The organism is Peribacillus faecalis, from assembly GCF_014712675.1.
Lineage (GTDB): Bacteria > Bacillota > Bacilli > Bacillales > DSM-1321 > Bacillus_AD > Bacillus_AD faecalis.
Window position 1 is genome coordinate 1 of the sequence record NZ_JACXSI010000014.1, and the last position, 21,783, is coordinate 21,783.

Annotated in this window: 18 protein-coding genes and 1 riboswitch; of the genes, 8 read left to right on the forward strand and 10 right to left on the reverse strand. The window is 40.9% G+C overall.

Annotated features, from left to right (window positions below):
* Positions 1 to 137: 137 nt before the first annotated feature.
* Positions 138 to 716 (reverse strand): energy-coupled thiamine transporter ThiT, encoded by a 579-nt coding sequence (gene thiT, locus IEO70_RS07145; RefSeq protein ID WP_190997687.1) that lies wholly within the window; start codon positions 714 to 716, stop codon positions 138 to 140.
* 116 nt (positions 717 to 832) lie between these two features.
* Positions 833 to 932, reverse strand: a riboswitch (TPP riboswitch).
* A 214-nt stretch (positions 933 to 1,146) separates the two neighbouring features.
* Here thiT and IEO70_RS07150 point away from each other — a divergent pair.
* Positions 1,147 to 2,046 carry a cation diffusion facilitator family transporter gene (locus tag IEO70_RS07150; RefSeq protein ID WP_235973525.1) on the forward strand — a complete coding sequence of 300 codons (900 nt, stop codon included), beginning with the start codon at positions 1,147 to 1,149 and terminating at the stop codon, positions 2,044 to 2,046.
* Between the two features lie 532 nt (positions 2,047 to 2,578).
* The gene (locus tag IEO70_RS07155) at positions 2,579 to 3,682 is read left to right on the forward strand and encodes an ATP-binding protein (RefSeq protein ID WP_190997688.1); all 1,104 of its coding nucleotides are present in this window, start codon (positions 2,579 to 2,581) and stop codon (positions 3,680 to 3,682) included.
* Positions 3,683 to 3,697: 15 nt separating this feature from the next.
* On the opposite strand, the gene IEO70_RS07160 is transcribed toward IEO70_RS07155, so the two are convergent.
* Positions 3,698 to 4,567 (reverse strand): YitT family protein, encoded by an 870-nt coding sequence (locus IEO70_RS07160; RefSeq protein ID WP_407948810.1) that lies wholly within the window; start codon positions 4,565 to 4,567, stop codon positions 3,698 to 3,700.
* A gap of 382 nt (positions 4,568 to 4,949) precedes the next feature.
* On the opposite strand from IEO70_RS07160, the gene IEO70_RS07165 reads away from it, so the two are divergent.
* Positions 4,950 to 6,332, forward strand: coding sequence for a hemolysin family protein (locus IEO70_RS07165; RefSeq protein WP_190997689.1), 1,383 nt, complete (start codon positions 4,950 to 4,952; stop codon positions 6,330 to 6,332).
* A gap of 734 nt (positions 6,333 to 7,066) precedes the next feature.
* On the opposite strand, the gene IEO70_RS07170 is transcribed toward IEO70_RS07165, so the two are convergent.
* Both IEO70_RS07170 and IEO70_RS07175 read right to left on the reverse strand, forming a co-directional pair.
* Complete coding sequence (locus IEO70_RS07170; RefSeq protein ID WP_407948783.1) at positions 7,067 to 7,849, reverse strand: undecaprenyl-diphosphate phosphatase; 783 nt, start codon at positions 7,847 to 7,849, stop codon at positions 7,067 to 7,069.
* Between the two features lie 77 nt (positions 7,850 to 7,926).
* Positions 7,927 to 9,333 (reverse strand): NAD-dependent succinate-semialdehyde dehydrogenase, encoded by a 1,407-nt coding sequence (locus IEO70_RS07175; RefSeq protein WP_328820889.1) that lies wholly within the window; start codon positions 9,331 to 9,333, stop codon positions 7,927 to 7,929.
* A gap of 187 nt (positions 9,334 to 9,520) precedes the next feature.
* On the opposite strand from IEO70_RS07175, the gene IEO70_RS07180 reads away from it, so the two are divergent.
* On the forward strand, positions 9,521 to 10,837 hold the full coding sequence (locus IEO70_RS07180; RefSeq protein ID WP_235973527.1) for a hemolysin family protein: 1,317 nt from the start codon (positions 9,521 to 9,523) through the stop codon (positions 10,835 to 10,837).
* 187 nt (positions 10,838 to 11,024) lie between these two features.
* Here the strand turns inward: IEO70_RS07180 and feoB are convergent, their stop codons facing one another.
* Complete coding sequence (gene feoB / locus IEO70_RS07190) at positions 11,025 to 13,007, reverse strand: ferrous iron transport protein B (protein WP_190997692.1); 1,983 nt, start codon at positions 13,005 to 13,007, stop codon at positions 11,025 to 11,027.
* Positions 13,004 to 13,231, reverse strand: coding sequence for a FeoA family protein (locus IEO70_RS07195; RefSeq protein ID WP_190997693.1), 228 nt, complete (start codon positions 13,229 to 13,231; stop codon positions 13,004 to 13,006). Before IEO70_RS07195 ends, feoB begins: the two co-directional genes overlap by 4 nt.
* 205 nt (positions 13,232 to 13,436) lie before the next feature.
* Here IEO70_RS07195 and IEO70_RS07200 point away from each other — a divergent pair, with 205 nt between their 5' ends.
* Positions 13,437 to 13,757, forward strand: coding sequence for an ArsR/SmtB family transcription factor (locus IEO70_RS07200; RefSeq protein ID WP_206711523.1), 321 nt, complete (start codon positions 13,437 to 13,439; stop codon positions 13,755 to 13,757).
* A gap of 376 nt (positions 13,758 to 14,133) precedes the next feature.
* On the opposite strand, the gene IEO70_RS07205 is transcribed toward IEO70_RS07200, so the two are convergent.
* Together IEO70_RS07205 and glpK are read right to left on the reverse strand one after the other, a co-directional pair.
* Entirely contained in the window at positions 14,134 to 15,786 is a 1,653-nt protein-coding gene (locus tag IEO70_RS07205) for a glycerol-3-phosphate dehydrogenase/oxidase (protein WP_190997694.1), read from the reverse strand.
* A gap of 48 nt (positions 15,787 to 15,834) precedes the next feature.
* Positions 15,835 to 17,328 (reverse strand): glycerol kinase GlpK, encoded by a 1,494-nt coding sequence (gene glpK, locus IEO70_RS07210; protein WP_190997695.1) that lies wholly within the window; start codon positions 17,326 to 17,328, stop codon positions 15,835 to 15,837.
* A gap of 244 nt (positions 17,329 to 17,572) precedes the next feature.
* Between glpK and IEO70_RS07215 the strand changes: the two genes are divergently transcribed.
* The 3 genes from IEO70_RS07215 to IEO70_RS07225 all read left to right on the forward strand — a co-directional run bounded on the left by IEO70_RS07215 (position 17,573) and on the right by IEO70_RS07225 (position 19,453).
* Positions 17,573 to 17,944: a hypothetical protein gene (locus IEO70_RS07215; protein WP_190997696.1), complete on the forward strand. Its 372-nt coding sequence runs from the start codon at positions 17,573 to 17,575 to the stop codon at positions 17,942 to 17,944.
* Positions 17,887 to 18,717 carry a membrane protein insertase YidC gene (gene yidC, locus IEO70_RS07220; RefSeq protein ID WP_190997697.1) on the forward strand — a complete coding sequence of 277 codons (831 nt, stop codon included), beginning with the start codon at positions 17,887 to 17,889 and terminating at the stop codon, positions 18,715 to 18,717. Before IEO70_RS07215 ends, yidC begins: the two co-directional genes overlap by 58 nt.
* A gap of 121 nt (positions 18,718 to 18,838) precedes the next feature.
* The gene (locus IEO70_RS07225) at positions 18,839 to 19,453 is read left to right on the forward strand and encodes a restriction endonuclease (RefSeq protein WP_235973528.1); all 615 of its coding nucleotides are present in this window, start codon (positions 18,839 to 18,841) and stop codon (positions 19,451 to 19,453) included.
* 213 nt (positions 19,454 to 19,666) lie between these two features.
* On the opposite strand, the gene IEO70_RS07230 is transcribed toward IEO70_RS07225, so the two are convergent.
* Together IEO70_RS07230 and IEO70_RS07235 are read right to left on the reverse strand one after the other, a co-directional pair.
* Positions 19,667 to 21,196 carry a flotillin family protein gene (locus tag IEO70_RS07230; RefSeq protein ID WP_190997698.1) on the reverse strand — a complete coding sequence of 510 codons (1,530 nt, stop codon included), beginning with the start codon at positions 21,194 to 21,196 and terminating at the stop codon, positions 19,667 to 19,669.
* Complete coding sequence (locus IEO70_RS07235) at positions 21,197 to 21,745, reverse strand: NfeD family protein (RefSeq protein ID WP_190997699.1); 549 nt, start codon at positions 21,743 to 21,745, stop codon at positions 21,197 to 21,199. It abuts the gene before it with no gap.
* Between the last annotated feature and the right edge of the window lie 38 nt (positions 21,746 to 21,783).

Consider the following 21,783-nt stretch of genomic DNA (forward strand, 5'->3'; position numbering starts at 1 on the left):
ATTATCGGGGTCAATGGAACTTGAAAAAGCTGCCGCCTGCAAAATACAGACAGCAGCTTCAAGAAGTTGCCTAGTTTTTTTCAAAATGTCCTTTACAAAGGGTACACTTTACAAGTATCTGCCAGCTTTCATTTTATTTATGCCGCTTTGCGCAGCAGTACTCTCGAAGCCGCTCCATATAAAGCGACAACTACAACACCGCTAATGATTGCGCTTGGAAGCATGTATGATCCGTTATATAAGAAGGAGTACAAAGCAATTGGCTGATCTTCGGGCGCATACATACCGAAGAAAATAATACCTGTTGCAAAGTGACAGAGGAACCGTAGCATACTGCCCAACAATATTCCCGTTACCATATAAGCATTCGCCACCGTTTTCTCGCCTCCCTCAAAACGTTGCTGCACTTTTTTTGCAAATACACCTGCAAAACCTACAACTGTGAAAGCTACAAAATAATCGATAAATGCTTGTACTGGCGTCGCAATCCATGGTTGCGTCACTACAAGCTGTAATGCCCCCAATAGTAAGCCTGTCGTTAAACCACCTTTTAATCCCCAGCGAAAAGCCATTATAAAAATCGGAACCATCGCAATCGAAACAGAACCACCTTGAGGCCAAATACGCAAAGAAATTATGCTGGACACATAATCAAGCAGCACAGCCAATGCAGCAAAAACAGCTACTTCAACTAAAAACAAAGTCTTTCTTTTCACTAGATACTCCTCCTCCTAAGAAGGAAGCTCACACTTAAAGATACGAACGACTCCCCTTCACCGCTTTTTCAACGCAAAAAAGCAATGAAGGGACGGAATTGGATGCCCAAACATTGCTTTATCCAAAACCACATCCCTGCGCTGGCATTAACCAACAGGTTCAGAGGGTCAGAACTCTTTCGTTCACTCTCAGCAAAAGCTCCCCTTGTGGAAATTATTAATTAATATATATATCTACTTTACTATTAGCCGGTCAGACAATCAACTTTTAAGTAAAACTTTCCTATACACAACTTATTTTATGCCCCGCAATAGAAGTGAAACCGTACAATTGTTATGTAGGGATAACACAATTTTTCTCTAGACACACACGATTTTCATCTGATATCTTTATTTATCATTACTTTCATAACCTTCTGGAGGTGTCGTTTTGAGCCACGATAAAACCCTTGAAAACCTTGCCCAAAAAGGAGCCTGGGTTAGTATTTTCGCATACCTTTTTATGTCAACTATTAAACTATCATTCGGCTATTTCGGTCATTCCGAAGCTTTAGTTGCGGATGGATTAAATAATACAACCGATATTATTGCCTCTGTTGCGGTATTAATTGGCTTGAAAATATCCGTCAAACCGCCTGATCAAGATCATCTGTATGGACATACGAGAGCAGAAACAGTCGCATCCTTAATCGCTGCCTTTATTATGATCAGCGTCGGTCTGACCGTAATTCTTCAGGCAATTGAATCTTTAATTACACCAAAGGTTGAAAGCCCTACCACTTTTACGGCAATAGCCGCCATTTTTTCAGCTCTATTCATGTTCGGCATTTATAACTATAATCGTTTGTTAAGCAAAAAAACGAATAATGCCTCGCTTGCTGCTGTCGCAAAGGACAATTTATCGGATGCTCTTGTCAGTATCGGTGCATTCATTGGAATTGTCGGCACTTGGATCGGATTGCCTTGGCTTGACCCATTGGCCGCTTTTGCTGTCGGCTTTGTTATTTGCAAAACAGCTTGGGATATTTTTAAAGAAGCCTCACACAGTTTGACTGACGGTTTCGATGAAGAGCTATTAGAAGATATAAGCGAGACAATCTCATCTACACCCGGCGTTTTAAATATTGAAGACGTGAAGGGGCGTATGCATGGTAATGATGTTTTAGTTGAAGCCACTATACAAGTAGAAGGTTCGCTGAATGTCATCGAAAGCCACCACATATCGGATGAAGTGGAACATAATCTCCATGACCAGCTCGGAATCCGTTACGTGACTATCCATGTGGAGCCTTATCTTCCGCACACCAAAAACGGTGCCAAAAAAGATTAATTGATTCACTTATCTTTTTAGCACTTTTTTTATTTTCACAAAATCATTGATTTTCTTTTTGCACATAAAGGTGTAAAATTATTAATATCCATAATATGTAATTTTTTTAAAAAACCGTTACCGGTCCTTTTACTCCTTGATACCTCATCAATGAAAAAGGAGCCATGCGGGAACCGAAATGCGGAAGAGGCCCGTTCAGCCCCGACCAGCATAAGACGAATCATGCAGGAAATTGTAAAGTTTCCGGAGTGATTGGGCTTATGACCTCGAGGGCTGGCCGCTGCAGCTAGACAAGAACTGAAAAGGAACAGCGACTAAGAGCGCTACGTCCGCATGTCTTCGTCGCTGTGACTCTCATCGTGAGAGCCCCGCACGAGAAACCCGGTTTTGGTTTCTTGAGTGTGGTGGCTTAGGACCTAGCATGGCAGGTATAAGGTTAGACAGCAATCTAAATTTGAAAGTTTACTTTCTTATATTTTTCAAAAACCGTTAATGTTTTTGAAAGTCTATTCCTAACTGGAGGAAATGTTTTATGCAAAATAAGATTGTCGAGCTATTATTGCTGCAAAAAGATGAGATTCTCGACTTCTTGAGAAAGCAAATGAATATATCAGCCAACGATAAATGTAAAGATAAAAAGATTGAGAATATCGCTCTAATCCTTAATATATATATTGATTCGCTAACAAAAAACGAATGTGATTTTAAAACTTCCATGAAAGCAATTTCCTCTAAGATTGCCAAAGAAAAAATTACAACTGATTTGCATCTGAATGAATTCATTAAAAAGATGAACCTGCTGAGAGATGCAATTTTATTTTTGATTGAACATAATTTAGGTTGTTCATCTGAAATTGAACAATCCGTTAAATCTATTTTGAAAGCTCATGATACCTTATTAGACCAAACGGTATCAGAATATATTCAAATTAAAGTGCAATTAGAAATACAAGAAAAAGAGCAGATTTCAGAGGCACATCAAGAACGTCTTATTATGCTCGGGCAAATGACCTCCACTTTTGTACATGAAATCCGCAATCCGCTTACATCCATTAAAGGTTTTGTCCAATTGCTGAAAGCTGAATATCCTAATCTAAAGTATTTAGACATCATTTCAGATGAAATTAAGCAGTTGAATGACCGCCTAACATTATTTCTTGCTTTTTCTAAAAAAGAACAAGAGAACATCGAGCCTACTAAATATGCTTTAAAAGATTTGATCCATGAAATTGAAACATTTCTTTATCCAAGCTTTGTATTTAAAAATATTAAGGTTATTACAGACATCGACGAGACTATTTGCATAACGGTTCATCGCGAAGAATTCAGACAAGTGCTGTTGAATATCCTGTTAAATGCACTAGATGCTTTAGAGCATTCAGCTAATCCTCATATCATGATTGAAAGCAAAATAAGTTATGATGAGGCAATTGAAATTAAGATTGCCAATAACGGTCCCAAAATCAGTGACGAACTGATTTCAGAGATTTTCAGACCGTTCACGACCACTAAAAAAGCCGGCACCGGCATCGGTCTTTTTGTATGCAATCAAATAGTCGAAAAGAACCGTGGCACTCTTTCATGCTCTTCGACGGATGATTGGACTACATTCGTTATTACGCTACCTAAGACTTAACGAAAGTTTTTTCATTCAATGAATAGCTTTCTTTTTAAATCTTCCGCCCCTGACTTCGGCAATTGATCCGACTGCCAGAAAAGCATCCGGATCAATTTCTTCTATGATGGATTTTAGTTTTGCTTCTTCCAGACGGGTAATCACGCAAAAAATGACATTTTTATATTCACCGGTGTAAGCACCCTCGCCTGACAAGTAAGTGACACCGCGTCCAAGTCTTGCTAAAATTGCTTCACCAATTGCTTTATAGTGTTCACTTATGATCCATGCCGATTTCGATTCATCCAAGCCTAATATGACGATATCAATTGTTTTAAAGGCAACAAAGTATGCAAGCAATGAATACATTGCACGATCCCAGCTATAAATAAAACCGGCTGCACCCAATATAAAAACATTGATAAACATAATTATTTCTCCTACCGAGAACGGAAGTCTTTTGTTGAATAATATCGCCAGGATCTCTGTGCCATCTAGCGAGCCACCAAAACGAATCACCAGCCCGACTCCTATTCCTAACACGATGCCGCCAAAGACGCTAGCAAGTAAAACATCATCTGTCACATTCGGCGCATTATGCAAAAGAAAAATAAAAATCGACAGAGAGGTGATTCCAAACAAAGTGGAGATTGAAAATGTCTTCCCCATATGCTTATAACCTAAAAAAAAGAACGGAAGGTTCAAAGCAAATATAAACATCCCTAAATCGATACCTGTTTTATACGAAAGCATAATTGAAACACCTGTAATTCCGCCATCGATCACGTGATTCGGCACAAGAAACATTTCCAGACCGATTGCCATCATAAGAGCGCCCAGCAAAATAAAAAATGCTCTTTTCGCGATTTGTCCTTTACTTAGTTGTTTATGCTTAGCTGTCTGCATCATTTTAACTTGCAAGTCTTTTTCTCCGACTCTTTCGAGCATAACTTCACCCTTCCTTCTATAAAAGCAAATGTTATACTAACCATTTTTTACAAAATGTATGCATTTTCAGCGAATTTGTAGATTTTTCCGCAAATTTTTTATATTAATTCCTTAAACAACAAAATGTCCGTTTGACTAGAAGTTCCGGATTTTCTATAATTATCTTAATCTACACTTTTAACGAGGTGATGCAAGTGGGGCATTCGTAGTTTACAACACTCATCCTTGCCTTATCACTACGTATAAAGCAAAGATGAATCCGCACATATAACAAACGTAGATTCACAAATCTTGGGAGGTGACTCCTTACTCGTCCGATAGACGGGATAAGGAAATTTATTTGGACATATTAAGCTTGGTTATTTTGGCACTGTTAATTGCTTTAACAGCATTTTTCGTAGCCACAGAATTTGCCATAGTAAAAGTACGAAGCACAAGAATCGATCAGCTTGCAGAAGAAGGAAAAGCAGGAGCAATTGCTGCAAAAAAAGTTATAACGCATTTAGATGAATATTTATCAGCCTGCCAATTAGGGATTACCGTAACATCTCTTGGACTGGGCTGGATCGGGGAACCGGCTGTGGCCAGCGTCTTAGAACCTCTTTTAATCAAAATGAGCGTTCCGGAATCAGCCACTCATGTAATTTCATTCATTGTTGCGTTCTCACTTGTAACGTATTTACACGTTGTAATCGGAGAATTGGCGCCAAAAACATTTGCCATTCATAAAGCGGAGACTATTTCAATGCTTGTTGCCCGCCCGATTATCCTATTCTACAAGGTTATGTTTCCGTTCATTTGGGCATTGAATGGATCTGCGCGACTTGTGACAAAAATGTTCGGCCTGAAACCAGCTTCAGAAGGCGAATTGGCTCATACTGAGGAAGAACTGCGAATTATTCTGTCTGATAGCTTTAAAAGCGGTGAAATTAACCAATCCGAATTCAAATATGTGAATAAAATTTTTGAATTCGACGATCGTATTGCAAAAGAGATAATGGTGCCGCGTACAGAAGTGGTCACTTTATCTGTGGATGATTCTTTAGAACATGCTTTTACCGTAGTAAGAGAAGAGCGTTTTACACGTTATCCAATTATTGACGGAGATAAAGACCATATTCTCGGCATGATTAATGTGAAAGAACTTTTCACATATATGCTCACAGCAGATGATTATAAAGATTTAACATTAGAACCACTCGTTCGACCAATCATTCGCATTATCGATACAGTTCCGATTCAGGAGTTGCTGATGAAAATGCAAAAGGAACGTATTCATATGGCCATCTTGATGGATGAATACGGCGGTACATCCGGTTTAGTGACAGTTGAAGATATTTTAGAAGAAATCGTCGGCGAGATTCAGGATGAATTCGATTCTGATGAAATTGAAGAAATCCGTAAAATCTCTGAAGATCATTACATTATTGATGCAAAAGTTCTTGTAAGCCAAGTTAACGATTTGCTCGGTCTTCAAATAGATGATGAGGATGTCGATACAATCGGCGGCTGGATTTTCACAGAAGATTATGAAGTCAAGCAAGGCGATTGCATCACGCACGAAAACTATCACTTTACTATTCTGGAAATGGAAGAACATCATATAAAATATATTGAAGTAACAAAAATTGCGGACGAAGAAGCTCCGGCTGAACCGGCTCAACAAAAAGTTTCTGAAAAAGATGATTCTGTCAAAACAGTTCACGAAACTGCTCATGCTTAAAGAAAAACCGTCACCGATCCTTTTTCATCATGTATATGCTACTGAGATTCACTTCGATGAAAAAGGAGACATGCGGGAGGACTAAGATGAATCGCACGAGAAACCCGGTTTTGGTTTCTTGGGGGAGGCAGCTTAGGCCCGAGCATGGCAGGTGTAAGGTTAGACAGCTATTCAAGTCTCTTAAAAAGGGAACAAAAGCTTAAGCCCCCCGCTAGAGCTGGATGTCGCTACTCTTCTATAAACTTATATGCAATTTAGATTTTCATAATTTCTACAGAACAAAAAACCGCCATTCCGGCGGTTTTTTTATTTATACCTGCATGTTATCGCCAATCGAAGACCATACTACTTTATAACCCTTATATCAGCCAAAGGAGAAAGCCCAGATGAAGTACATTGAAATCTGCCAGCAATGCCGCGGAAAAGGGAAAATTCCTTTTCTCCAATTCTTTTCAAGAAATTGCTCTTCTTGCAAAGGAAAAGGAAGAACCGTCACGATTCTCCCTTCCAAACATCTCCCTTAAAGGTGCCGGACATCTGCACCTTTTTTTATTTGAACCTGATTGGCAGCTTCCGCTTTTTTCTCCGTCCAGCTCCAGCGCCCAGCACCTATTGCCCTTCAGCAACCTCCCTTCGATAAGTCAACATCGAATCACTTTCGTTCTTCGTGTTTCCTATATCTTGGTCGGCGGCCTCCAGTTCATACGGTGCTAACCGGGCGCTTCCGCTTTTGTTTATAGCTTCCCAGTAAATTGCAGAACCAATATAAGACCGCCAAGCAGCCAAACATACACAGCAAAAACCTTTAAAGAATGTTTCTTTAAATATTGAATCATCCACTTCACGGCAATATAACCGAAGATTGCCGATGATAGAATTCCTACAGCAAGAGATGAGAGCGCGATTTGTTCCCCTTGCCCATCAAGTAAATCCCCTAATTGCAGCACTATTGCTCCTACAATTGCCGGAGTTGACAAAAGGAATGAGAAATAAGCTGCCGTCTCACGGTCTAGCTTTCTGATAAGCGCTGCCGCAATCGTAAATCCCGATCTCGATAACGCCGGGAAAATGGCTGCCGCTTGAAAGCTGCCAATAAAGAGAGCATCACCGTAACCAATGTCCTCCATCTTTCTCCTGCCTTGCTGAATCGTTTCCGCATACCAAAGCAAACACCCCGTCAGCAAAAACTCCCAACCGATTGTCGCACCTGTCTTAGATATGCCGTCAAAATAATCTTTAAAAGCAAGCCCTACTATAACCGCCGGAATCGTTCCGATGACAAGTAACCATGTCAGCTTGCCGAAAGGATTCTTTAAGATTTTAATAAATTCATCCTTATAAAACACAAAAACCGCTAACAATGTCCCGATATGAAGCATAGTATCAAGCAACAATCCGGCTTCATTAAGATTAAACAGATTCCTCCCCAAATATAGATGACCTGTGCTGCTAATCGGCAAAAACTCTGTCAATCCTTGAATCAAGCCTAATATAAACGCTTCGATTTTACCCAGCATATGCCCCGTCCTTTGCACGCTATTTTTGGAAACGGGCTAGTTTTTAACTGTAGGGTGCGATGATAGTTGAGCCCTCATTACCGCCATTTTAAAGAAACATATTTCACTTCTAAGTACTCTTCAATGCCATACTTGCCGCCTTCTCTGCCAATACCGCTTTCCTTCATGCCGCCAAATGGCGCTTGAGCGACAGACGGCAGTCCATCATTTAAGCCGACAATTCCATATTGCAGCTCTTCTGCGATTGCCACTGCATCAGTAATATTTTGCGTGTATACATAGGCAGCCAATCCATACGGTGTATTATTGGCTCTTGCTATTGCTTCTTCTTTCGTCTTGAAAGTGGCAATTGGCGCAAGCGGCCCGAATGTTTCCTCTGTCATACAGAGCATCTCATCATGAGCATTTCCGATGATGATTGGCTTTACAAATAAGCCATCTTGCATAATTGCTGAATCTGTCAGCAGCATACCACCGTTCTTAACCGCATCTTCAACATGTTCCCTCACTTTTCGCACAGCTTGTTCATCAATTAAAGGACCGACTGTTACACCGTCCTCCAATCCATTCCCGACCTTCAATTGCGATACTGCTTCAACCATTTTTTCTGAGAATGCCTCATAAACAGTTTCTTGGACAAAAATACGATTCGTGCAAATGCATGTTTGTCCTGCATTTCTAAATTTAGACTGCACGACCGCCTCCACTGCTTCTTCTATATTGGCATCTTCCATTACAATGAACGGAGCATGCCCGCCAAGCTCAAGCGAAATTTTCTTCATTGTATCGGCGCTTTCCTTCATCAGTTGCTTACCAATTTCCGTTGAGCCAGTGAAAGATACTTTACGAACGCGCTCGTCTTTCATCCAAGCCCGTGATATCTCCGCGGCATCGCCTGTAACAATGTTGATGGCACCGCGATCAATTCCCGCTTCATAAGCTAATTCTACTAACTTGATAGCAGTCAGCGGCGTTTGCTTTGCCGGCTTGATTAAAGTTGTACATCCTGCTGCCAATGCAGGAGCAATCTTTCTGGTGATCATTGCTGCCGGGAAATTCCATGGTGTAATAGCAGCAATTACCCCTACCGGCTGTTTCAGCACGATAATTCGCTTGTTCGGATCACTTGCAGGAATGGTATCGCCATAGATCCGCTTGCCTTCTTCTGCGTACCATTCCACAAAGCTGTTGGCATATGCAATTTCGCCCAATGCCTCTTTATACGGCTTTCCTTGTTCCAGCGTCATCGTTTTAGCCAGTTCCTCTTTATGCTCATTGATTAACTCAAACCACTTTCTTAACAAGACTGCTCTTTCTCCGGCTGTCTTTTTGGACCATAACGGCAGTGCTGCAAAGGCCGCATCGGCGGCTGCTTTTGCTTCCTTATCGCCGCCGTTCGGAACAGTCGCTATCGCTTCGTTTGTTGCCGGATTGGTGACAACGATTTGTTCCTCGCAAGTTATTTTCTCTCCGTTGATATATATGTATCCCATCATCATGTTGTACCTCCTGTTTTAACAAAATATTTCACTATTTTGATTATATCAATTTTTATATACTTGTCCTTTTACAATGTATGCAAGAAAACAGCAGACATGACATTTCCATTCTTTAGATGGAATCGTTGTTTGGAAGATGGGCAAAATTTTCATAAGTAAGATGTGAAAGGAGATGAGCGATTCCTTATTCAATATGGTTAATTTATTTATCATTTTCCTTTTGATTGCCTTTACCGCTTTCTTTGTCGCTTCTGAATTCGCCATTGTAAAAGTGCGCGGCACAAGAATCGACCAGCTTATCGCGGAAGGGAATGCACGAGCAATATCTGCTAAAACAGTGACTACAGCCCTTGATGAATACTTATCCGCTTGCCAGCTCGGAATTACCTTAACCTCCCTAGGACTTGGCTGGCTTGGAGAGCCGACCGTCGAACACTTATTGGCGCCTATTATGAAGAGAATCTCCGACAATGAAGCATTGACGTCGATTATCTCATTCGTCATCGCTTTTTTAGTCATTACATTTCTTCATGTAGTTGTCGGTGAACTTGCTCCGAAAACTTTTGCGATACAAAAAGCAGAAGCTGTAACCCTTGCATGTGCTAAGCCGCTCATTTGGTTTTACCGTATTCTTTATCCGTTCATTTGGATTTTAAATCATTCAGCGACTTTTTTTGTCGGCATATTCGGCTTACAATCGGCTTCCGAACATGAAATGGCCCATTCTGAAGAAGAACTGCGCATTATTCTTTCAGAAAGCTTAAAAAGCGGCGAAATCAACCAGTCTGAATATAAATATGTCAATAAAATCTTTGAATTCGATGAACGGATTGCCAAGGAAATCATGGTACCTCGCACAGAAATCATGACTGTAAATAAAGGGGATACAATTACCGACATCATGAAGGTCGTCGAAAAGGAACGTTATACCCGTTATCCGGTAGTTGAAGGCGATAAAGATAATATCGTCGGAATCATTAACATTAAAGAAATATTGACAGATTGCATGAATAATTTTGAACAGGTGCATGAACCAATCGATTCATATATTCATTCTGTCATTACCGTTATTGAAACTTTGCCGATTCATGATTTGCTTGTTAATTTGCAAAAAAATCGTTCCCATATGGCAATTTTATTTGATGAATATGGAGGAACAGCCGGCTTAGTGACAGTCGAGGACATTTTAGAGGAGATTGTCGGCGATATTCGTGATGAATTTGATGAAGATGAATTGCCGGATATTCGCAAAATAGCTGAAGATCATTATATTTTCGATGCTAAAGTTTTAATTGCAGATGTAAATGATTTGCTCGGTATCGACCTTCTTGAGGATGAAGTTGATACAATCGGTGGTTATATACTGACACAAAAATACGATGTGCAGCAAGGTGATGAATTCATTGAGGATGGTTATTCGTTTACTGTAAAAGAAATAGATGGCCAGCACATTGTTTTTGTTGAAGCGAAAAAAATAAGCCAAGACTAGCCGACAAAAGTCATTTAGTCTTGGCGTCTTGTTTTTCTATGCATAATTGTGCGGATGAGCATACCTTTTTCACATCGCAAGAAACACATTTTCCGTTTGCTTGTTTTTTCGGTACTTTCCATAATATATAGACAGCGTACCCAAATATAACAGCACCAATGAGTATACTAATCATTGTCGCTTCACCTCACATAAACATTGAACCAATTTGATAGACGAAAAATGCAAGAACGTAAGCAATCAAGAATGGATAAATAACCGCAAATGATGTCAACTTGGCTGATTGCAGCTCTTTCTTAATTGTCCCGACAGTAGCTAGACATGGTATATACAGAAGGATAAACAGCATAAACGTATAAGCACTTAATGCTGTGAAATGTTCTGACATTGCCACCGGAAGGCTATTCTCATTAACACCGTAAATAATGGCCATTGTTGAAACGACGACTTCTTTTGCCATGAATCCTGATATAAGCGAAGATCCGGCTTGCCAAGTTCCGAAGCCAAGCGGCGCAAACAACGTGCCAAACCATCCTCCAATCATCGCCAAGAAGCTGTGATCCATCTCAACGTTAATTCCTTGCGGTCCAACGTAGGCTAACAGCCAGACAATTACCGAACCAGCAAAAATAATCGTTCCTGCTTTTTGCAAAAAACCTTTTCCTTTTTCCCAGGTAGATCGCCATAGCGATTTCATAAGCGGCAGATGATATTCAGGCAAATCAACAAAGAAAACCGAATTCTCCTTTTTCAAAAGCGTTACCGACAATATTTTCGTGACGATTAAAGCCATCACTAGCCCAATAACATATAGCGAAAGCACAATCAAGGATTGATGTTGTGTAAAAAATGCACCGGCAAATAACGCATATACCGGAAGCCTTGCCGAACAGCTCATAAACGGAGCAACTAATATCGTCAACATTCTTTCTTTCGGCTGTTCAATGGTTCTTGCTGCCATAATTCCCGGCACGTTACACCCGAAGCTAATAATCATCGGAATAAACGCTTTTCCGTTCAATCCGAAAAACTCCATAATCCGGTCCATAATGACAGCTATTCGGGCCATGTAGCCTGAATCCTCCAATAAAGAAATGCAAAAGAATAAAGCGAATATTTGCGGAAAAAAAACCAGAATCCCTCCGACGCCTCCGATAATTCCATCACAAATGAGATCAGAAATAAAGCCAGAAGCGCCAATTGCTGCTAAAAATGAGGCTGTATACTCAATTAATACGCCTCCGATGAAGCCATCCAAAAGGTCAGACAACGGTGCTCCAACCCATGTAAAGGTAATTTCAAATACGATATACATAAGCAGCAAAAAGATTGGAATACCGAGTACAGGATGAGTCAGTATTCGATCAATTTTATCTGTTTTATTTTCCGATTCCCCACTTTTGGATACTACTTGCTTCGATATCTCTTCAATGTAAAACTGACGTTCATTATAAAAGACTTCCTGTGCAGACAGCTTTCGTGCATTTTCTAAATTTGCGCGGACTTGCAACATTTCATTAAAATGACAATCACTCCGTAAAAAATCCTCTACTGCCGAGTTACCGCTTAGTAATTGGATGGCAGCCCATCTTCGTTTCTCATCTTCAATGTGTCCCATTAGCGCTTCCATTTGTTGAATGCTATCTTCAACATCTGCGCTATAGTTAATTCGAAAATATTCATTTTTTTCAGATAAAGATTCATTCAATGCATTACATAAAACTTCTTTATCTTTGCCTACTCTTGCAATTGTCGGAATTACTTTCACACCTAAAATATCGGATAATTTTTTTGTATCAATGGCTAATCCGGCCTTCTTCGCCACATCTATCATATTTAAACAAATAACAGTCGGCTGTTTTAGCTCCAATATTTGCAGTGTGAGTTGCATATTACTTGTAAACTGCGCGGCATCTATTATATTGATAATGCCTTTAGTCTTTTCTTCAAGCAGAAACTTACTCACTACACTTTCATCTTTAGAGATTGGGTTAAAATCATATATACCCGGAAGATCAATCAAATTCAATTGCATCTTCTTAATATGTCCAACCTTCTTTTCAACAGTTACACCACTCCAATTCCCGACATATTCATATGAATCGGTCAACAAGTTGAATAAGGATGTTTTGCCTGTATTTGGCCGACCGATGATGGCTAATCCACTCATAGACTTTCCACCTCGATTTTCATTAAATCTCGTTTTCGCAAACCGATTCTGCGGCCTCCACATTCGAGTATGCACGCCCCATTAAACAAACTTTTTTGTTTAATACAGACAACACTATTTTCTTTGATTCCGAATGAGATTAAACGTTTTCTCAATGTTGGATTGATAGCAGTCACATTTACAATCCTGACTGGATTTCCTATTTGAACGGAAGGAAGCATCATTTCTTTCTCCCCCTTAACCATTGATAATTATTATCATTTACTTAATGTTAACAATTTCACAAATGTGAATCAACGCAGCGTAAGAAACTTTAAGAAAATGGTTTAACACTCCTCACACTCTCTTCATAAACCTATACGAAAACTGCCTGAAAATCTTTTTGTTTTCGGGGAATTAAACTATACTATTGAGGAGGAGTTGATTTGCTTGAATAACGATTATCAGCATATTTTTCAAAATGATTTAGATGAAGAAACCCTTTTTCTTATCACTCAAACATTTAAAGCATTATCCGACCCTACACGCGTGCGGATTTTATACTTATTATTCCAAGGAGAACATTCCGTTAACGAGATAGCGGAAAAACTGTCGCTTGTGCAATCAACAGTTTCCCATCAATTACGTTTTTTAAAAAATTTGCGTTTAGTTAAATTCCGCCGTGAAGGCACTACCCTTTATTACTCATATGATGACGAACATGTGATGAGCATTATCGCACAAACAATCGACCATACACATCACCACTAGAAAAACCGTCACCGGTCTTTTTTATTATGAATACACTACTTAGATGCACCTCGATAAAAAAGAGACATGCGGCAGGACTAAGATGAATCGCCCAAGAAACCCGATCTTGGTTTCTTGGGGGGAGACAGCTTAGGACCGAGCATGGCAGGTGTAAGGTTAGACAGTTATCTAAGTTCAAAAATAAATACTTATATTGTTAGAAAAACCGTCACCGGTCCTTTTTCATTTTTGATTCTCCCCTTGCTGCCACTTCTATGAAAATGGGAACATGCCAGGGATAAGGTTAGACAGTTATCTAAAATATACTCTTAAATAAACAAAAGGCTAAAGATAGGGCTCACAATTAATCCCTGTCTTTAGCCTTTTGTTCATAATTTTAAGCCGGGCTCGATGCAATCGCAATCGCACTTTCCAGTTCATCATGCATCGCTTTCTCCTGCTCCACACTCCATCTGAATGCGGCAGACATATACTTCACAACCCGTTCCTTCCATTCTTGCACCCAACCTATATCGAAAAGCAACGCTCCCGTTCTTCTGAAAAAGAAATCGACAGGGGCGGCAATCATCTCATACTCAATCGCATACTTCAATTTGCCATATACCTCGTTAGAGAAGCCATAACAAGCGATTTCATCGGAGTGATCTTTTATTAGCTTGAAGACTTTCATACAATTTGAGCCGTATAGCCTGCATACTGCTATCGCTTCTTCATGCGATAGCCCTGCCTCTATACCAAAAGCAGAAGCTTCTTTCAAAAATGATCGCCAAAGCTCAGGACCGCCGACATCTCCGCCCGAGATTGGCATCGTTCTCGTACAGCAATTATCAAATAGCTTATAGCGTTCTTTTTTGAACTGAGCAGCAAGCAAATCAACAACTTTCTCCGCCATTTTCCTATATCCCGTCAGTTTGCCGCCCGCAATTGTAATCAAGCCGGATTGCGATAGCCAAATCTCGTCCTTTCGCGATATTTCTGAAGGGTCTTTCCCTTCCTCCAAAATAAGCGGGCGAACGCCAGCCCAACTTGATTCAATATCGCGCTCCCCTATATCGGTTAACGGAAACATGAAATGAATCGCATTCAATAAATAAGCTCTGTCCTCAGCAGTTGCGGTTGGCATAGCAGGGTTACCTTCATAAAACGTATCCGTTGTGCCGACATATGTTTTTCCGTCTCTCGGAATCGCGAAAATCATCCGTCCATCATCGGTGTCAAAATAGACAGCTTGCTGCAACGGAAACCGGCTTTGATCAATGACAATATGTACACCCTTCGTTAATTGCATCGTTTTATTACTTTTGGATTGATCCAATTCTCTCAGTTCATCCACCCAAGGACCGGCCGCATTAATAAACTTCCTTGCGTGTATGATTGATTCCTCCCCGGTTAGCCGGTCTTCAATAACTGCGGCGGCCAATATGCCGCCGTCATATAAAAACTGTGTCACCTTGACATAATTGAGCACATCTGCACCAAACTCTGCAGCTTTCTTGATTACCTCGATTGTTAAACGTGCATCATCCGTTCGGTATTCCACATAATAGCCGCCGCCCTTTAAACCGTCTCTTTTCAATAGCGGCTCCTTTTCCAGCACTTCATGAGCAGACAGCATATGGCGCCGCTCATTTTTCTCAACGGCCGCCAGCATATCATATATCTTTAAACCGAGAGAGGCCGTGCGCGGACCAAACGTTCCATCCTCATAAAAGGGGAGCAGCATCCATTCAGGCGTTGTAACATGGGGACCATTGTTGAACACAATCGCCCTCTCTTTCCCGACATCCGCCACCATTTTCACTTCCAGTTGCTTCAAATAACGCAAGCCGCCGTGAATAAGCTTCGTTGAACGGCTCGATGTCCCTGCTGCAAAATCCTGCATCTCCACCAGCGCCACTTTTATCCCGCGGGTAGCTGCATCAAGGGCAATACCCGCACCAGTAATTCCGCCACCAATGATTACTGCATCATATTCCGTTTCACGAATCCTTTGTAAAGCCTTTGCCCTGTTCAAGTTGGTCAGTTTCATCTTTTCACCTTCCGTCTATTGAATGCAACGTGAAGCTTTTTATTCTTGTTATATCTTAAATGTCATCGCTGCTTGGACAGCTGTTTTCCAGCCTGCATATAATTGCTCGCGTTCTGTCTCCGGCATCTGTGGCGTAAATTCTTGATCAACTTGCCATTTTTTCGTGATATTATCTTGCCCTTCCCAAAGGCCAACAGCCATTCCGGCTAAATATGCCGCTCCAAGCACGGTCGTCTCATTAATGACAGGTCTTTCAACAGGGACGCCTAACATATCACTCTGAAATTGCATTAGAAAATCATTTTTGACTACTCCACCATCGACCCGCAGTTTTTTTAAGAAGATACCGGAATCAGCCTCCATTGCGTTCAGCACATCTCTCGTCTGATATGCCAGCGCTTCCAAAGTAGCTCGGATAAAATGCTCCTTCTTCGTTCCGCGCGTCAACCCGAATACAGCACCGCGCACTTCGCTGTCCCAATACGGCGTACCAAGACCGACGAAGGCCGGCACTACATATACTCCTTCTGTAGAAGTCACGCGACTCGCATATTCTGCACTATCCTTTGCGTCTTTAATCATACGCAAGCCATCACGCAGCCATTGAATAGCTGATCCGGCGACAAATATGCTGCCCTCAAGCGCGTACTCCACCTTTCCGTTTAATCCCCAAGCGATTGTCGTCAACAGTCCATGATTTGATTTCACAGCCTTTTCGCCTGTATTCATCAGCATGAAGCAACCCGTGCCATATGTATTTTTCGCCATTCCACTCTCAAAACACGCCTGACCGAACAGCGCCGCCTGTTGATCGCCAGCCGCTCCAGCAATCGGAATGTGCTGGCCAAAAAAGCTGGAACTGTCCGTGTGAGCGTAAACCTCAGAAGAAGACCGTACTTGTGGCAGCATTGATTTCGGAACTGTGAACAATTCCAACAATTCTTCATCCCACTTCAATTCAAATATATTGTACATAAGTGTCCGAGAAGCATTCGAATAATCGGTAACGTGTGCCGCACCGCCTGATAATTTCCAGATTAGCCATGTATCGATTGTTCCGAAAAGCAACTCGCCTTTTTCAGCGCGCTCCCTTGTTCCGGCCACGTTATCTAAAATCCACTTGACTTTCGTTCCGGAAAAATAAGCATCAATTAACAACCCGGTTTTATCTCGCACAAGTTCCTCATAACCTTGTTCCTTTAATTCCTCGCAAATATTTTGTGTTTGGCGGGATTGCCAAACAATCGCGTTATACACAGGATTCCCTGTCTCTTTATCCCAAACGACCGTCGTTTCCCGCTGATTTGTTATTCCAATCCCGGCTATTTGTGCCGGCTGAATACCCGACTCAGTCAATACACTGGCAATAACCGCTAAAATGCTCCCCCATATTTCATTCGCATCATGCTCTACCCATCCCGGTTGTGGAAAAATTTGTGTAAACTCTCTTTGAGCAACATGAACAATGTCTCCCGCTTTATTAAAAATCATCGCTCTTGAACTCGTTGTGCCTTGATCAAGCGCCAAAATATATTTTTCCATTATGTACATTCAGCTTCCTTTCCATAACATTCATACAACAAGTATACTATTATTCATTCTAAGCCCGAAAGCTAACATTTACCGATTCAACACTAGGTTATTCGCCTTCTCATTAAGTATATTTTACCAGTCGGCAATTTTACTTGTTTCCAAATAAAATAAGAGATACACTTCATTAAGAAACTTTTAAAACATATGTACGTATTACAAGATATAAACTAATTCCATGAAAGGGGGGATACACTTGCTTGAGATGATTTTAGACGCACAGGATTTAATCTTTTACTTATCCTTTGCCAGTTTGCTTGTAAAAATGACAGCTGTGATGGGATTATATTTTTACCTGAAATTGTGTGTGAACAATCCGACACAGCAGCAATCGAGATTCGCAGCCAATTATAATGCACCTTTTAAAAAGGCTCAAAAACAATACAACGAAAATAACTCGTTTGCTCATTGGCTAGCGCGTCGTGTCAGACGAATCGAATCCTCGGATGAGAGTCCAGCTTCCATCCTTCTTGAAACTAAAATTGATATTAAATTTCAAGGAGGACCATTATGTCACAAAAAACAAAAAGAGTTGTATCCCCCGTTTTTATCGGGTTATCTATTATAATTGCTGTTTTCGCAGCTAGTCTGTTTGCAGGAGGAGAGCATGCCTTTGCTGCTGCAACTGAAACTGCAGAAAAAGCAGGATTTTTCCAAACGTATTTTGTTCATCCTATGACCATTATTTTGAACACAGTTGCCGGTTGGTTCGGCGGTGTATTCGGATATTCAGTCATTGTCGTGACGCTTGCGATCCGATTAGTGCTTATGCCATTAATGCTTAAATCGCAAAAAAGCATGATGCAAATGCGTGAAAAAATGACTGTTGCACAGCCTGAAATCAAAAAAATTCAAGACCGTATGAAGACTGCTACAACGACTGAACAAAAAGCAAAGATTCAGCAAGAAACGATGGAAGTATATAAAAAGTATGATATTAACCCAGTAGCATCGTTCGGCGGATGCTTGCCGGTATTAATTCAAATGCCGATCTTAATGGGCTTTTATTATGCAATCCGTAACTCTCCGGAAATCGCGGATCAAAGCTTCCTATGGTTTAACTTAGGAACGCCTGACTATATCCTTGCACTTCTGGCTGCCGGTGTCTACTTCCTGCAGGCTAAACTGTCATTTATCGGTATGACAGAAGAACAGAAGAAACAAATGGCAATGATGGCCTACATCTCGCCAATCATGATGGGGATGATCTCATTCACTGCTCCTGCTGCACTACCGTTATACTGGACAGTCGGCGGAACGTTCCTTATCATTCAAACTTATATCAGCAAGAAACTGTATAGCCCACAACCAGCTGTACTTCAAAAAATTGCTGAGAAATAAAGAAAAACCGTCACCGGTCCTTTTTCAATTAATCTACGCTGTCCGCAAAGTATATTGCGGGCAGCTTTTTTAGTTTACCTTTCATTAATTTTGGTAAAAATAGGTAAAGAGGTGAAACATAATGATTTATATAATTGCATTGCTCATATTTGCAAATGCAGCTCTTTTAATCTATATGAAAAGAAAGAACGATGAAGAAGAAGCTCAACTACTTGAAAAAATTGAAACTGGTACAGAATTGAAGAAAACGATGGCAATGGGCTTGTACTACCGTTTTAATTTCCCGCGAACGAAGGATTCGGATGGCAATCAAATATTTGAAAAGAGTACAGAGTTGTTTATTAAACAACTGCCGCTCGAATTTGAAGACTTTGTTGCGAATGTGCTTCAGAAAAAGTTCGGAGGAGATTCTTTATTAGCGAGTCGCTCTAGCCAATTTGGCATTGATTTTGAGCACCACACTGATGAAGGACTATTTCTCGGACAAGCAAAGGTATTAAGTCATGACCTTCCTTTTGAAACGATTGCCATCCTCCATTCCAATATTGTGAAAAGGAATGCCGAGGGAGGATATTTGGTTACGACCGGCGGTTTCACAAGAGCAGCGAAAGAATATGCAGAAGGCTTAAATATACAATTGATTGATGGCGTCAAATTAGTCGAATATTGGCTTGAATCAATGAATCATCAAATCTATGTGAAAGAGCAGAAAATTGTCTCAGGTGAATATGTCTAAGAAAAACCGTAACCGGTCCTTTTTTATCATGATACGCTACTCAGATTCACTTCGATAAAAAAGGAGACATGCGGGAGGACTAAGATGAATCACACGAGGAACCCGATTTTGGTTCCTTGAGGGAGGCAGCTTAGGACCGAGCATGGCAGGTGTAAGGTTAGACAATGAGAAAAGCAGGAGAATCAGCATTCATCTCCTGCTTTTCTATGTGCATTATTTTGTTGCTTCCGTTTTTTCTTCTAACGAAACCGCAATTTGATTAAGCTCGCCTTTCAAATTGTGCTTGCCGGAATAGTTGTTGATGACATCAACCAAATCCAGTCCGGTCGTTTCTTTTAATGATGCCTGCAATGAAGTCATCGTTCCTAATACGGAGCTGGTCAAGTTTTGCACTCCGCCTCCGCTGCCATTTCCGGTATCAATAATTTTGATGCTTTCCACATTCGCAAGCGGTGCAGCTACCTTCTCTGCATATTGAGGCAAGATACTTAAGATCATTTCCAGCTTAGCTGCTTCTCCGTATTTCTCGAATGCTTTCGCTTTTTCTTCTTGGGCATTCGCTTCGGCTAAACCAATTTCACGGATAATCTGTGCTTCGGCACGACCTTTTGCTTCAACAGCAGATGCTTCTGCAATACCATCAAGCTTCACTTTCTCTGCATGAGCTTTCGCTTGGGTCGTTACTTCATATTGACGCGCTTCCGCTTCAAGCTCAGCTTTACGCTTCAATGCTTCTGCTTGCTTCTCTAATGCATATGCATCTGAATCGGCTTTCAAGTTAATATCCGCTTGATATTGACGTTGACGTCTTTCAGATTCCTTCTCTTGCAGTTCAATTTGCTTCTGACGCTCCACGATTTCAATTTGCATCTCCTGCTCTTTTACTTGTTGAGCAATTCTAGCTTTCTGCAAGTCATAAGCCATATCGGCTTCTGCCTTCGCGCTGTCCTGTTCCTTCTTGAACTCAGACATTTTCAATTGATTGTATTTGCTCGCTTCTGCGACTTGCGTATCTCTTTCTAATTCCGCACGCTTCGCTTCCTGCTCATTTTTCGCTGTTTCGATACGGCTTTCCCTTTGAGCAATTGATTCAGCGATTTCCGCTTCCTTTTGTACCTCGGCAATACGATGGCGCGATTGATACTCTAAGTATTTATCCACATCAATATAATCTTTTACATTAAAAGAGCGAATCTCGAAACCAAGCTTATTTAAATCCGGCTCCGCTACATTTTTTACTTGTCTTGAAAAAGCTTCACGATCGCTGTATGCATCCTCGACCGTCATCGATCCTAAAATCGCGCGCAAATGACCATCCAAAATTGATGTGATTTCTTCTGCAACATCGTCCTGGCTTTTGCCCATAAAGTTCTCAGAAGCAGTCGCAATCATGCTCAAATCGCTGCCGACCTTCACAACCGCATTACTGATGGCACCTAACCGCACCTTTTGCTTCGTATAAACTTCGTTGGCTTTCACCGTTAAAGCATACGTCGTCAAAGTCATGCGCTGCGATTGCTGGATGAACGGAAGTACTAACGTTCCGCCCCCGCTGACAACCTTTATCTTCCGTCCGCCTCCAAGGTCACAAACACTTACTCCTGACCCGAGCATGCTTCCTGTCACAATAAGTGCTTCCTCCGAGCCGACTGTCACATACCTACTAATAATAAATGATACAAGTCCGATTAATAATACAGCCAAACCGATAATCAGCCATAATGTTGTTGATAATCCCTCCATTTAAAAACCTCCCGACTTCTTAATTTTTGTAGAATCAAAGTTTTCATCGTACTTTACTACATAAAAAATATGTTCCTTCACTTCAATAATCAGTGCCTGCTCCCCCAGTTCAATATGCGAACCGTCATAACTTCTTGCCGTTCTCGTAACGGTGCCAAGACCCGTCGGAACCGTCAACTCCCCAACCGAATCCGGAAGTATCGCCAAAGTGACTTCTCCCACCTCTCCTTGAAGATCCTCAAGTCTAAAAGCAGTCGAACTCTCCATTTTCGATAAAGGTATAAAAACAAAAATATTTAATATTACAGTTAAAGCTAATGAAATAAGTGCAGCTAAAGTGAGGATCAAAGCGGTTGAAAAAGATGTGTAGTTCACTAAAATATAGCCAATGAAAGAAGCCACTCCCATAAAACAAAGCGTTGTCGTCAAATTAAATATTTCGCTGTCTAAACCAAGCGCAAGGTCAAAAACACCGCCTAATAAAAGATTGGCAAATAAAATGACGAGCGTGACAATGAAAATTGTAATGAAAATCGAACTAAGTGTCATATTCCCCCCTCCTCCCATTTGTCTTCCATACCTTATTT

Excerpts from the sequence above, each read along its gene's own strand:
- feoB (WP_190997692.1), bottom strand. The coding sequence starts at position 13,007 with ATGAGTGGATTAGCCATCATCGGTCGGCCAAATACAGGCAAAACATCC.
- glpK (WP_190997695.1), bottom strand. The coding sequence starts at position 17,328 with ATGGAAAAATATATTTTGGCGCTTGATCAAGGCACAACGAGTTCAAGA.
- IEO70_RS07235 (WP_190997699.1), bottom strand. The coding sequence starts at position 21,745 with ATGACACTTAGTTCGATTTTCATTACAATTTTCATTGTCACGCTCGTC.
- yidC (WP_190997697.1), top strand. The coding sequence starts at position 17,887 with ATGTCACAAAAAACAAAAAGAGTTGTATCCCCCGTTTTTATCGGGTTA.
- IEO70_RS07195 (WP_190997693.1), bottom strand. The coding sequence starts at position 13,231 with ATGATGCTTCCTTCCGTTCAAATAGGAAATCCAGTCAGGATTGTAAAT.
- IEO70_RS07155 (WP_190997688.1), top strand. The coding sequence starts at position 2,579 with ATGCAAAATAAGATTGTCGAGCTATTATTGCTGCAAAAAGATGAGATT.
- IEO70_RS07230 (WP_190997698.1), bottom strand. The coding sequence starts at position 21,196 with ATGGAGGGATTATCAACAACATTATGGCTGATTATCGGTTTGGCTGTA.
- IEO70_RS07205 (WP_190997694.1), bottom strand. The coding sequence starts at position 15,786 with ATGAAACTGACCAACTTGAACAGGGCAAAGGCTTTACAAAGGATTCGT.
- IEO70_RS07225 (WP_235973528.1), top strand. The coding sequence starts at position 18,839 with ATGATTTATATAATTGCATTGCTCATATTTGCAAATGCAGCTCTTTTA.
- IEO70_RS07170 (WP_407948783.1), bottom strand. The coding sequence starts at position 7,849 with ATGCTGGGTAAAATCGAAGCGTTTATATTAGGCTTGATTCAAGGATTG.
- IEO70_RS07160 (WP_407948810.1), bottom strand. The coding sequence starts at position 4,567 with ATGCAGACAGCTAAGCATAAACAACTAAGTAAAGGACAAATCGCGAAA.
- IEO70_RS07180 (WP_235973527.1), top strand. The coding sequence starts at position 9,521 with ATGAGCGATTCCTTATTCAATATGGTTAATTTATTTATCATTTTCCTT.